This window comes from Sphingobacterium lactis, from assembly GCF_051951495.1.
In the GTDB taxonomy this organism is placed as follows: domain Bacteria; phylum Bacteroidota; class Bacteroidia; order Sphingobacteriales; family Sphingobacteriaceae; genus Sphingobacterium; species Sphingobacterium lactis_A.
On record NZ_JBNHAS010000002.1, the window covers coordinates 341,574 to 354,579 of the forward strand.

Annotated in this window: 9 protein-coding genes; 5 read left to right on the forward strand and 4 right to left on the reverse strand. The window is 38.7% G+C overall.

What is annotated here, in order from left to right; genetic code table 11:
* Positions 1-130: 130 nt before the first annotated feature.
* Positions 131-2,227, forward strand: coding sequence for a glycoside hydrolase family 2 protein (locus ACP6L2_RS09165; RefSeq protein WP_440508926.1), 2,097 nt, complete (start codon positions 131-133; stop codon positions 2,225-2,227).
* A gap of 21 nt (positions 2,228-2,248) precedes the next feature.
* On the forward strand, positions 2,249-3,763 hold the full coding sequence (locus ACP6L2_RS09170; protein WP_440508927.1) for an alpha-L-fucosidase: 1,515 nt from the start codon (positions 2,249-2,251) through the stop codon (positions 3,761-3,763).
* A 256-nt stretch (positions 3,764-4,019) separates the two neighbouring features.
* Here the strand turns inward: ACP6L2_RS09170 and ACP6L2_RS09175 are convergent, their stop codons facing one another.
* The 4 genes from ACP6L2_RS09175 to recJ all read right to left on the reverse strand — a co-directional run bounded on the left by ACP6L2_RS09175 (position 4,020) and on the right by recJ (position 9,673).
* Positions 4,020-5,093 carry a branched-chain amino acid aminotransferase gene (locus ACP6L2_RS09175; protein WP_440508928.1) on the reverse strand — a complete coding sequence of 358 codons (1,074 nt, stop codon included), beginning with the start codon at positions 5,091-5,093 and terminating at the stop codon, positions 4,020-4,022.
* Between the two features lie 570 nt (positions 5,094-5,663).
* Complete coding sequence (locus ACP6L2_RS09180; protein WP_440508929.1) at positions 5,664-7,181, reverse strand: GH3 auxin-responsive promoter family protein; 1,518 nt, start codon at positions 7,179-7,181, stop codon at positions 5,664-5,666.
* Positions 7,182-7,208: 27 nt separating this feature from the next.
* Positions 7,209-7,943: an LPS export ABC transporter ATP-binding protein gene (lptB, locus tag ACP6L2_RS09185; protein WP_440508930.1), complete on the reverse strand. Its 735-nt coding sequence runs from the start codon at positions 7,941-7,943 to the stop codon at positions 7,209-7,211.
* A gap of 29 nt (positions 7,944-7,972) precedes the next feature.
* Entirely contained in the window at positions 7,973-9,673 is a 1,701-nt protein-coding gene (gene recJ, locus ACP6L2_RS09190) for a single-stranded-DNA-specific exonuclease RecJ (RefSeq protein ID WP_440508931.1), read from the reverse strand.
* Positions 9,674-9,787: 114 nt separating this feature from the next.
* On the opposite strand from recJ, the gene ACP6L2_RS09195 reads away from it, so the two are divergent.
* From ACP6L2_RS09195 to ACP6L2_RS09205, 3 genes are all read left to right on the forward strand, one after another.
* On the forward strand, positions 9,788-10,567 hold the full coding sequence (locus ACP6L2_RS09195) for an MBL fold metallo-hydrolase (protein ID WP_440508932.1): 780 nt from the start codon (positions 9,788-9,790) through the stop codon (positions 10,565-10,567).
* Positions 10,568-10,640: 73 nt separating this feature from the next.
* Entirely contained in the window at positions 10,641-11,120 is a 480-nt protein-coding gene (locus tag ACP6L2_RS09200; protein WP_440508933.1) for a cation:proton antiporter regulatory subunit, read from the forward strand.
* A 9-nt stretch (positions 11,121-11,129) separates the two neighbouring features.
* Positions 11,130-12,440, forward strand: coding sequence for a cation:proton antiporter (locus ACP6L2_RS09205; protein WP_440508934.1), 1,311 nt, complete (start codon positions 11,130-11,132; stop codon positions 12,438-12,440).
* Positions 12,441-13,006 lie beyond the last annotated feature (566 nt).

The following is a 13,006-nucleotide window of genomic DNA, read 5'->3' on the forward strand; positions in this document are numbered from 1 at the left end:
TTCAAGTCTTTGATGTAATTTTAAACGTGATGGCTTTGTAACCCAATAGATATAATCTCGTGCAAACGTTTGATATATTGGTTTGGAAAAGAGAATATGTATATTGCTTTTTGTTATACCCTAAATAACTATGTTTTTTAAGAAATCTTTCATTTTAGCTGCAGGATGCCTATTTGGCATTTCCTTCTCATTCGGACAAACAAGAACGGACGTTCCTTTCAACAGTGATTGGCAATATTACAAAGCCAATAATAATACCTTCTTCACTGATTTTAACAACGGTTCCAAGTATTTTGAGAACCAAGATCAATGGACGCGTCTTGAAGTATGGGAAAATGTCAATCTTCCGCATACTTATAATAAGGATGACATGCAGAAAGATCGGAATTTCTATGAAGGTAAAGCTGTTTACCAAAAGAAATTCACGATGAAACCGGGAGATAAAGAGAAACGTAGTTTCATTAAGTTTGAAGGTGTAGGAGCAGTTGCCCAATTGTTTATTAATGGGAATTATATAGGAGAACACAAAGGTGGCTACAGTATGTTTGCCTTTGAGATCACAAATTCTGTAGATTACGAAAAAGAGAATACCTTGGTTGTTGTTACGGACAATAAATCACGCAAGGATATTATTCCAATCAACCAATTTTTATTTCCAGTATATGGCGGTATTTACCGTCCGGTTCACTTTATTCAAACAAATAAGACTGGTTTCGTAGTTACAGATCTTGCTTCGTCGGGTATTTACATTCGTCAGAAGGATGTTTCAGCTAAACAAGCGAACATTCATGTACAGGCAAAATTAGAAACCAAAGAAAAGCATACGCAAAATGCAGAGTTATGGGTGGAGATTCGTAATGCTGATGGTAAAGTAATCAGTACGGATAAACAGCCTGTCAAAATCAGTCCGCAAGGTGTAACCTATGTGAACCAAGAAATCAAGATGAAGTCACCACGTTTGTGGGATGGTGTTCGTGATCCGTATTTATATTCACTAACGGCACGTTTGATGTCAAATGGAAAGGAATTGGATGCGGTAAAACAACCTTTAGGAGTTCGTAAAGTGGAGATTATTGCAGGAAAAGGGGTGTTCTTAAATGATAAACAGTACCCAATGTATGGCGTATGTAGACACCAAGATCGTGAAGGTTTTGGATCTGCATTAAGCTTTGCTCAACATAAAGAAGATTTTGAATTGATGAAGGAAATGGGTGTAACGACTATTCGTTTAGCGCATTACCAGCAATCACCTGAAGTCTATTCACTAGCAGATACATTAGGTTTCCTTACATGGGCAGAAGTACCATTTGTAAACCGCGTATCTTACTACGAAAATGACAATGCTAAGCAGCAGATTGCAGAGCTTGTGAAACAGAACTTCAATCACCCTTCCATTTACATCTGGGGTGTACATAATGAAGTGTATTCTAAAACAGCTGATGAGCAAGTGCCTGTATTATCTCGCGAGATGAACGATATTATCAAAACCATCGATCCAGATCGTTATTCTGTAGCCGTGACAGGATATAATGTGATTGATCGTCAAGAAAACCTTACCACCGATGTACAAGGTATCAACCATTACTTCGGATGGTATGGTGGTAAAATCGAGGATTTAGGGCCTTGGGCAGAGAAGGTACAACAGAATTTTCCTGACTATAAAGTGATGCTATCTGAATATGGAGCAGATGGAAATATCGATATCGGTCAAGAATCTACTGAAAAACCGAAGGATGTGGTGACTGGAAAATCCTTTCAGGAGAACTATCAGACAGAGACACATATCAAACAATGGGCTGCCATTGAGAAGAATCCAATTATTGTAGCTTCCTATGTATGGAATATGTTTGAATTTGCTGTTCCTGCTTGGAATAGAGGAGGAGTGAATGCAAGAAACCTAAAAGGCTTAATTACATTCGATCGTCAAAGGAAAAAGGATTCTTTCTATTGGTATAAGGCTAACTGGAATCCAGAGCCTATGATTTATCTGGCTAATAGAAGAGATAATAAACGTACGCAAGCAGAAACAAAGATTCAATTGTTTTCCAATTTGAAAGATGTTAGTGTTGAAGTAAATGGAAAGTCATACCAAGCTGTTAAAGGTGAGAATGATAAACATTGGGTTGTCAATCAAGTGCAGTTGCAAAAAGGAGAAAACAAGATCGTCGCTAAGGGAAAAGGTGCTAAGGGAGAGTTGACAGACGAAATGGTTTGGACCTTAAACTAATCTTAAAAAAGCGATTAATATATGATGAAGAATAAGTTGATGTTAAAATATACGCTTGCTTTGTTGGGATTTATCCTACTTGGACAGACCTCTCAGGCGCAATGGACAGGGCCAAAGGTAAAGCCTACGGAGAAAAAGGAAATTAAGTATGGACCACTGACCGATAAAAACCGTAAGGATGCTAATATGGAGGCTTTCCGTAACTATGGTTTGGGACAGTTTATTCATTGGGGGCTATATGCGATTCCAGGGAATGAGTGGGAAGGTGTCAGTGCGCGTAAAGGAGCAGCGGCATCGGAGTGGATTCGCTCTTGGAGTGGCCCAAATGCACCAAAGAATTGGAAAGAGACTTATGATAATCTCTATAAACAATTTAATCCAAAGGATTTTGATGCAAAACGTTGGGCAAAACAAGCAAAAGCTATGGGTGCTAAATACATGATCTTTACAACAAAGCATCATGATGGATTTGCACTTTGGCCAACCAAAACAACTGACTATAACATTACGAAAACACCCTTTAAAAAGGATGTAGTCAAAGCAGTTGTGGATGCTTATACCGCAGAAGGTATTGATGTTTACTTATATTTCTCGGTTTTGGAATGGAATAATCCTGATTACTTCTATAAAGCACCTCAAACAGAGGCAGAGAAAGCAAAATACAATAAGTTTCTGCAATATACTCGTGCACAATTATTAGAATTGTTGGATAATTACCCGAAAATAAAAGGATTCTGGTTTGATGGTACATGGGATCAGGCTTGGATTCAATCTTATGATTTTACCTATAATTTAGAGAAAGAACTGCGCGCAAAACACCCTGGATTAATTATCGGATCACGATTTAGAAATGATGAATATGGTAAGCGTCACTTTGATAGCAACGGTAATCTTTTAGGTGATTATGAACAAGGCTGGGAAAGAAAGCTTCCTAAGGATTACAGTTGGTTAGATGGTAATGATTGGGATGCGGTTATGACTATACCTCCAAATGGCTGGGGTTATATGAAAGATTGGTCTGGACTATATACCAAAACGACAGATGATCTATTGGATATGCTGATGCAGTCCGTTTCGATGAATGGTAATTTTGTCCTTAATTTCGGTCCTGATGGACTCGGGAATATGCACCCAGGAGAAGATAAGCTTGCTAAAGAGTTAGGTGATTGGATGAAAGTAAACCATGAAGCTGTTTATGGTGTGCGACATGTTGATCTGCCGCTTTCAAAACTTGGTTACTATACCCAAAAAGATTCCACAACCGTATACCTGACTGTATTCAATAGACCAGTAAATAATATTGCTAGAATTGCAGTTGCTAAAAATGCAAAATTAGTACCTGTAGCGGCACAGATTTTAGGTGAAGGAAAGGCTTTGGAAGTAAAGCATGCAGATATAGGACTGGACTTGGATAAACAAACTTATTATGATGTGTATATCCCAGAAACCTACAAATCAAATCGAGCATTTGTAATTAAGATGAAAATGGGTAATCCAAAATCCCAAAGCGAAAAGCTAATGGACGCGAAGATGTAGGGGAGACAACAGATGAAAGACAACAGACAACAGACTTTGAAAATCTGATGTCGATAACTCTGCTAGAAAAATATAATAGTATATATAAAGAAAAGGGATGGATTCTTATTGAATTCATCCCTTTTTAAGTCTAATATCTGTCGTCTGTTGTCTGACGTCTGTTGTCTGTTGTCTGACGTCTGTTGTCTGATGTCTGACGTCTGTTGTCTGATGTCTGATGTCTGACGTCTGATGTCTGACGTCTATTGTCTAAGACCTAAGACCCCACCAACATGTTCCATCCGTAAGGATCTTCGATTTTTCCATAGCGAAGGTCATTCAGATAGGTAAGAACCTTGTTAGAGAATTCACGACCTTCTACTGGAGGCAAGGTGTAATCTGTTCCTTCAAATCCAATACGGTCGATATGTGTAATGGTAGCAGCTGTACCGGCAGCAAAAGCTTCCGTAACTTTTCCAGCTTTAATGCCATCAATTAATTCCTGTACAGATACTTTTCTTTGTTCTGCTTTATAACCCCATTTTTCAGCAAGTTCCATAATGGTTCTGCGGGTTACACCATGTAAGATGGTATCGCCATGTGGCGTAATAATCGTATCACCAATACGGAAAATCAAGTTTGCAGTACCAGCTTCTTCAATGTATTTATGCTCTAAGGCATCAGTCCACATGATTTGATCATATCCTTCATTATTTGATAATTGCGTAGGATAAAGGGAAAGGGCATAATTACCAGCATTTTTGGAGAAACCAACACCACCTTCAGCAGCACGTGTATAATGTGTTTCTACTTTCAAACTGATTGGTTTGCTGTAATATGCTCCAACCGGGCAAGTGATGATCAAAAATTTATAGCTTACTGATGGATGCACTCCTAATGCCGCTTCAGTAGCAAACATAAAAGGACGAATATAAAGGGATGTGCCTTCAACTGAAGGAACCCAGTCTTGATCTACCGTTAATAACTGCTTTAGTCCATCCAAGAAGATTTCTTTAGGTACCTCTGGCATCTGTAGACGAGCAGCCGATTTATTGAATCGCTCCCAGTTTTTGTCTGGACGGAAAATACTTACTGTTCCATCTGCAAATTTATAGGCTTTAATACCTTCGAAGATTGCTTGGCCATAATGCAGCGCAGACATAGATGGGCTAATGGAAATATTACCATAAGGCACAATGCTCACATCTTGCCATTTGCCATCTGCATATTCTGCAACCAGCATGTGGTCTGACATGGACTGTCCGAATTTTAAGTGGTTAAAATCTACTTGCGAGAGTCTTGATTGTTGTGTTGGCTCTACGCGAATTGAAATTTGTTCTGTCGCGCTCATATTTATTATTGTTTACGGATGCAAGTTAGGGAAAATTATTAAAAGGCAGGGGTTTTAGCCACTAAATTCAAACGAGGAAAATATTCGTAAAATGAAATTGTATGTTTTCCTATGCATCGAGTATATACTTTGCTATACAGGTACTATTGCTTTACACTAAAAATTACCACATCGAGCAGTTCGGTATAGTATTTGGTTTATCGTCATGCTTTCTTGATGAAGCTAATGTTAAGCTTTATCTGCACTTACGATAAAAGAACTATTAATAAAGATGTAATTTATTGTTTATCAATAGCAAATGCTGTTTTTCTTTTATTGAAGTGAATTTTGAAAAATGAAACTAAACAGAACGAACTAACAATTGAGTTATGGAAAACAAACTTACTACAAACTACAATGGTACAGAGGGTAAACAAGTAGGTGGATGGAAATTTATCATTGGTTTTTTTGTGTTTCTCTATAAAACGGCCATCCGCCCTTAATAGAAAAACGTCAAATTCTATATTTCTTGTATTGAACTTCTTATAAAATAATAAAAACAATCTAGGTAAATTTTGCCACGGGCAATTGCTATCGATTTTGTAGCATGGTTAAAAGTGGATCTAAGTATTCTCTGCTATTAGCCAATCTTGGGACTTTATTCTGTCCACCCAATTTTCCCCTACTTTTCATCCATTCATAGAAAGATCCTTTTGCTGCGTGGTGCACAATTGGAAATCCTAATGCCATATTTTTATAACGCTTAGCATCATAATCGGAATTTATTTCTCGTAAGGTGCTATCAAGTACCTCACAGAACTTCTGGAAGTCCGTAGGATCTTGTTCAAATTCAATGACCCATTCATGTGCTCCAGAGGCATTCTCCTTGAAGTAAACAGGTCCGGCGGTATAATCCTTTATATTTGCTTGTGTAGCTTTACAGGCCGCTTCTAAGGCCAGCTCCGCATTGTCCACTATTACCTCCTCACCAAAGGTGTTAATGTATTGTTTCGTACGTCCGGAAATCTGAAAGCGATAAGGAGTTAAAGAGGTGAATTTAATCGTGTCCCCAATTTTATATCGCCATAATCCAGCATTGGTTGATATGATTAATGCATAATTTTTTCCTAATTCCACTTCATGTAGACCCAAGGTTTTTGGATGCTCCTCATGAATATTTTCCATGGGAAGAAATTCATAATAAATTCCATAATCCAGCATTAATAGAAGATCGTCGGAGTCAGACTGATCTTGAATGCCGAAATAGCCTTCAGATGCATTATAATTTTCGATATAATACATTTCTGAAGAAGGGATTAATTTTTTGAATTGGTCCCGATAAGGTTTGAAGCTCACCCCACCATGCCCATAGAATTCTAGATTTGGCCATACTTCCAATAAATTGGACTTTCCGGTAATTTCTAAAATGCGTTTTGCCATGACGATGTTCCAGGTAGGGACACCTGCCAACGAAGTCACATTTTCTTTGATGGTTATTTGAGCTATTTGCTCAATTTTTTCTTCAAAGTTCGGGTTAAGAGTTACTTCGAGTGTAGGGGTTCTTTTAAACTCTGCCCAGAAAGGTAGATTTCGGATTAGTATGGAGGATAAATCTCCATAATAAGAATCAGGGCTAAAGTTGTTGATCTGAGAAGATCCACCAATAACAACTGATTTTCCGGTAAACATTTTGTTTTCTGGTTTGTTGTGGCAAAAGATGGATAACATGTCTTTCCCACCTTGGTAATGACATTCCTCTAATGCTTCAATACTAACAGGAATAAACTTGCTTCTGTCGGAAGTTGTTCCAGAACTCTTGGCAAACCACTTGATATCCGATGGCCAAAGGATATTTTGCTCACCTTTGATCATTCGATCAACATAGCCTTTTATATCGTCGTAATCCTGGATAGGGACACGACTTTTATATTCTTCTGGTGTAAATATGCTATTATACCCGTATTTCTTGCCCCACTCTGTTGCTTCGGCAGCTGAGATTAGGCTTTGAAACCACTCTTCTTGTACATCATGGGGATATTTCATGAAAAGCTCAATTTGATGAATTCGCTTCTTCATGATCCATGTGAAAAGAGAGTTTAATAAAGCCATGGGTTCAGGATAATTGTTTTGCTAAATTTAGAATTTTTTACGCCTTAATTCAAAATGCCTTCCTAGGTAGAATTTTCTTGCTAACTCATTGTTTGCAATCTCCTCAGGAGTACCAGTAAGCATGATCTTTCCTTCAGTCAGTAAGTAGGCTCTATCGGTAATGGATAAAGTTTCTTGTACGTTGTGATCCGTGATTAAGATACCAATATTACGTGTTTTCAGTTTAGCGACAATGGTTTGGATTTCCTCCACCGCAATTGGGTCAACCCCTGCAAATGGCTCATCCAATAAGATGAAGTTCGGATTGGCAGCTAAGGCACGCGCAATCTCCGTACGCCTACGCTCACCACCAGAAAGAAGGTCGCCACGGTTTTTACGAACGCGGTGTAAACTAAATTCTGTCAATAATTCTTCGAGCTTTTCTTTGCGCTCTGCTTTATTAGGATAATGAATCTCTAAAACAGAAAGGATGTTATTCTCCACGGAAAGCTTTCTGAAAACAGATGCTTCCTGAGCCAAATAACCGATACCACGTTGTGCTCTTTTATACATGGGATCCTGTGTGATCTCCAAATCATCCAAATAAACATGACCATCGTTAGGCTTGATTAGTCCAACAATCATATAGAATGAGGTCGTTTTACCAGCTCCATTTGGACCTAGTAATCCAACAATTTCTCCCTGTTCTACATGAAAAGAAACATCGTTTACTACGGTACGTTGCTTGTATTTTTTTATCAGATGTTCTGCTCTAAGAATCATGCGTATTTCCTTTAATTGCAAAGATATTTTTAAAATTTAATTGCTTTTACATTTAATTGCAAATTCTTTTTGCCTCGCCAGTTATTTTCTTCAATAGTATAACAGATATCAAATGGTTTTCCAGCATTAATTTCATGTATATATTCCCCTAAACCAAAGCCAATACATTCAAATACGGCAGAATCAGCCTGTTTTACCGTGAATTTTAAATGTACTGACCCTACAATATTGGCAGGGTAAGCAAAAGTTACTTTTTTTGATAGAAATATAGGTGCTTCATTTTGAGGACCAAAGGGTTCAAATTGACGCAATAGTTTATAGAACTTTAAATCAATAGCTGCCAAACTGATCTCTTTTTCAATCAAGACTTCTTGTTGAAGCATCTCAGGTTTGATCGTTCGGGCAACTACCTCCTCGAAACGATCTTGAAATAAAGATACATTTTCGGTAGGCATGGTTAATCCTGCAGCGTATTTATGTCCTCCAAATTGATCCAATAGATCCGCACATTCACTTAATGCTTCATAAAGATCAAAGCCTATTACTGATCTCGCAGATCCTGCAATATGGCCATTTGTGCGTGTCAAGATAATCGTTGGGCGGTAATATTTCTCGGTTAATCGAGAAGCGACAATCCCAATTACCCCTTTGTGCCAATCTTCCTTATATAGTACGGTTGTTTTTCGACTTTGTAAGATAACGTTATCTTCAATCAATTTTAAGGCCTCACCAGTGATATTTAAATCAAATTCCTTGCGGGTGTTGTTCTGATCGTCAATATTGATGGAGAATTCCTTTGCCTCTGGAAGTGACTTCGAAACCAAGAGCTGCACGGCATCCTTAGCATGGTCAATTCTTCCTGCTGCATTTATTCTCGGGCCTATTTGAAAGACAACGTCGTTTACACTGAAAGTTCCCGTCTTATTGCTGGACAGGTCAATCAATGCTTTTAGACCAAATGAAGGATTGCTATTTAGTTTTTTTAATCCAAAATGGGTAAGAATTCTATTCTCACCTGTAATTGGAACAATGTCAGAGGCTATACTGACAGCAACAAGATCCAAATATTGATAAGCCATTTCCATATCCATTTTGTTTTGGAGGATAAAGGCTTGGACAATTTTAAATCCTATTCCACAACCCGATAGCTCCTTATAGGGATAAGGACAATCCGATCTTTTAGGGTCTAATACAGCATATGCGTCTGGTAATTCACTGCCTGGAAGGTGGTGGTCTCCAATAATAAAGTCGATGTTTTTACTATTGGCATATGCAATTTTATCGTTTGCTTTGATTCCACAATCTAGTGCAATGATAAGCGTGAATCCATTTTCAGCAGCATAATCAATCCCTTGTGTTGAGATACCATACCCCTCGCTATAACGATCGGGGATATAATATTCAAGGCCGGAGTGAAAATTTCTAAAGAAGCTGTAAACTACGGAAACCGCAGTTGTACCATCTACATCATAGTCACCATAGATTAGGATTTTCTCTTTGTTTCCTATGGCTTGTTCGATACGATTTATCGCACGATCCATGTCTTTCATCAGAAAAGGATCCAATAGGTAATCAAGTGATGGGCGGAAAAATTCTTTAGCTTGGTCGAAGGTTTCTACACCTCGATTGATTAATAGTTCTGTAATGATGGGGCTTACGCCAAGTTCTTCTTGGAGCTTGTTTGTCTTTTGGAGATTATTTTTCGGTTTCAGGACCCACCTTTTTTGCATATCTTTGCCTACTATTAACGTGTAAATATACATTATCTATGGCTACTTACCTAATGAGGTGGCCGACGTATAAAGAGACACACGCTTAACTATCAAGAATACAAACATATATAAATGGCGAAAGCATATTCATTATTTGAAGGTTCTTATTCTGTCGATTCCAGCAAAAAATTTGTTCCTTTTGACCCGAAAAAGGATGATCCTAAGGATCGTCCAGGATCCTTATTTATTCATGTCCACCCTTTCCTTATTGAAACGAAAGATGGACTTATCGTTTTGGATACAGGTCTAGGCTTACGCAATGAGGACGATGAGCTGGTGATTCATGCTAACATCAAAAAATTAGGCTTCTCCATTGATGATGTCAAGTATGTATTGATGTCCCATTTACACAAAGATCATGCGGGTGGTATGGTTGATGTAAAGGATGGCGTGAAACGTCTGGCTTTTCCAAATGCGGAGTATGTGATACAAGAGCAGGAATGGGAATATGCCTATAGCACAGAATCGGCTTCTTACCGCACAGATGTGTTTGATGTATTGCAGCGTAGTGGAAATATCCTCTTTGTGAATGGTTCTGGTGATTTAACCCCGGAGATCAGTTACGAGTTATCAGGTGGTCACAGTCAATATCATCAAGTGTTTCATGTGAAGATGGAGGGCAAAAATTATTTCTTTGGTGGAGATGAATTACCTGAGCCTGAGGAAATCTTCCGCAGCTTCATTGCGAAATACGATTATGATGGTCGCCGAGCAAGAGATCTACGTGCGCAGTATTGGGCTGAAGGTGCCCCTGAAGGCTGGATATACCTGTTTTATCACTCGAAAAATATCGCTGTAGGAAAACCTGAGCAACGTGAAGATGGTAGCTACAAGATCGTTAATGCCGAATAATGCCTTATTTTTGCTATATTTGATAGATAGGTTGTAAAGAAATTGTTAATTCATACTTAAATAAATTTAAATCATGTCGATAGTTAGAGAAAGTGATCTTATTGGGATTGGTAAAAAATACCAAATTGAGACTGAGGCTGGAGACAATATGGTCGTTGTCATCCATGATGATGGCCGTAGGGAGTTATATCGTCATGAAGACGACGATAATGAGACGCATTGTGTGATGACATTGTCTGACGAAGAGTCTCGTCAAGTCGCCGGTATTTTAGGTGGTCTTTCTTATAAGCCAAAGGCTTTGGAAACGATCGAAGTAGCATTGGATGATCTTCGTATTGAATGGTACAAGGTAGAGCCTTCCAATGATGGGGTTAACAAGAGTATTGGCCAATTGGAGGTAAGACAGCGTACTGGCGCCTCGATCATTGCGGCCATTCGTGAAGATGAAACCATCATCAATCCCGGTCCTGACTATGTGATTACCCCAGGTACAACACTCGTTATTGCGGGAAAACTAAAAAACATCAAACTTTTAAAGGAGATCTTACTGTAATTAAATTTTATGCCTAATACCCTCATTATTGAAATTGGAATCGCTGTTTTATTAGTCGCTTTGGTTGGTCTTTTGGCTAACCGCCTAAAATTCTCAGTCATTCCTTTTTTTATCGTGATTGGTATGGTCTTAGGCAATGAATCTCACCCTGCCTTTTTAGATGATCTTTTAGTAAAGATCAATAATCCCGGTCTCACAGATACTGTAAATTCAGCTTGGAAATTCTTTACTTTCAAAGAGAGTAAGCCCTTTATTGATTTTATGGGCCGTCTAGGTGTATTATTCCTCTTGTTTTATTTAGGATTGGAATTTTCTGTTGGCCGATTAATCAAATCGGGTAAATCTATAGTGGCTGGAGGAACAATTTATGTATTATTAAATTTCTTCTCCGGGTTATTGGTTGGCTACATGATGCACCTTCCTTTCAAAGAAATGATGGTGCTATGTGGTATTATGACCAGTTCTTCCACAGCCATTGTTGCTAAGGTATTAACGGATTTAAAACGGACTGCTAACCCCGAAACGGAGGTTATCATGGGTATGATTATGTTTGATGATCTTTTTATCGCCATGCATATTTCCTTTCTATCGGGTTTAATTTTAACCGGTAGTAGCTCCTTTTTAGCAGTTGCAGGCACTTCCTTGTTGGCATTAGGCTTTATTCTCTCTTTTTTAGTGTTAGGGAGAAAGTTAGTGCCTTGGATCGATAAACTCCTACAAGAGAAATCCTCCGAGCTTTTCATCCTTGTCATATTTAGCTTGCTGTTCTGTATCGCTGGATTCTCTGAAACAATCCATGTTGCCGAGGCGATCGGTGCACTTATGGCGGGCTTAGTCTTTGCCGACTCCAAATACATTAAGAAGATTGAAGGTATGGTACTCCCATTTAAGGATTTCTTTGGAGCCATGTTCTTTTTTAGCTTTGGCTTATCCATTGATATGTACTCCTTAGGCGGAGCAGTCGGTTGGGCAAGTTTTGCTGCGGGAATTACAATTATTTGTAATGTGGCCTCCGGTTATTTTGCAAGTCGATTCTCCAACTTAAAAGCCAAAAATTCCGTTGATATAGGCTTTACACTCTCTGCTCGTGGGGAATTTTCCATTATCATGGCCAATATTGGCAAGGCAGGAAAGCTATTGCCAGTCATTCAATCCTTCGTAGTGGTCTATGTATTGATCCTATCCATCGTGTCACCTTTATTAACGAAGGAATCACGTAATATCTGGAATAAGCTTGCCGGACAACCACAAACGCCTAAAAAGCCTAGGAAAAAGTTAAGTGACCTAGAAGCCCCACTAACTGAAGCTAACCCGAATTAATCGTAGCGTAATTTTTATTTGGTATTTCTTCTACTTGAGGACCTATTAACCTTGGGTTTCCCTTGGGTTTGCTTCGAGAACCCTAAGGAATCGCTAGGGATCCGAAGGAGATCCGAACAAGTTCCGAAGGAGATCCGTTAGAGTCTCGAATCCAACCCCTATCCAACCCCTGTGAGAGACGATGAGAATACAGACAAAAGACACCAGAAAGTAGAGCCCATAAAGTTGGAAATGAATAGTGTTATGCGGTCGATGCATGCATCGACCCTACGGAAAACGCGGAAAATAGGGCTTAAAATACCCTAACTGTAGGGTCGAAGCATGCTTCGACCGTTATCAAAAGTTCATCATCCAATAAATTAAAGAATTCTGATTTGTAAATAGCAAAATTACTATCCCGCCAATAGGTCTATATACTAACTACTTGATACTAAATACCGCCCGTAGGGCTCCGACTCTTCACTTCGCTCTGAGTTGTAAATAGCGAAATACCATCCCGCCAATAGGTCTATATACTAAATACTAATTACTATATACTGCCCCTAGGGCTCTATCTCACATCTCAT

What these genes read in the sequence shown, in the direction of transcription:
- ACP6L2_RS09165 (WP_440508926.1), top strand. Translation starts at nt 131, where the DNA reads ATGTTTTTTAAGAAATCTTTCATTTTAGCTGCAGGATGCCTATTTGGC.
- ACP6L2_RS09170 (WP_440508927.1), top strand. Translation starts at nt 2,249, where the DNA reads ATGATGAAGAATAAGTTGATGTTAAAATATACGCTTGCTTTGTTGGGA.
- ACP6L2_RS09175 (WP_440508928.1), bottom strand. Translation starts at nt 5,093, where the DNA reads ATGAGCGCGACAGAACAAATTTCAATTCGCGTAGAGCCAACACAACAA.
- ACP6L2_RS09180 (WP_440508929.1), bottom strand. Translation starts at nt 7,181, where the DNA reads ATGGCTTTATTAAACTCTCTTTTCACATGGATCATGAAGAAGCGAATT.
- lptB (WP_440508930.1), bottom strand. Translation starts at nt 7,943, where the DNA reads ATGATTCTTAGAGCAGAACATCTGATAAAAAAATACAAGCAACGTACC.
- recJ (WP_440508931.1), bottom strand. Translation starts at nt 9,673, where the DNA reads ATGCAAAAAAGGTGGGTCCTGAAACCGAAAAATAATCTCCAAAAGACA.
- ACP6L2_RS09195 (WP_440508932.1), top strand. Translation starts at nt 9,788, where the DNA reads ATGGCGAAAGCATATTCATTATTTGAAGGTTCTTATTCTGTCGATTCC.
- ACP6L2_RS09200 (WP_440508933.1), top strand. Translation starts at nt 10,641, where the DNA reads ATGTCGATAGTTAGAGAAAGTGATCTTATTGGGATTGGTAAAAAATAC.
- ACP6L2_RS09205 (WP_440508934.1), top strand. Translation starts at nt 11,130, where the DNA reads ATGCCTAATACCCTCATTATTGAAATTGGAATCGCTGTTTTATTAGTC.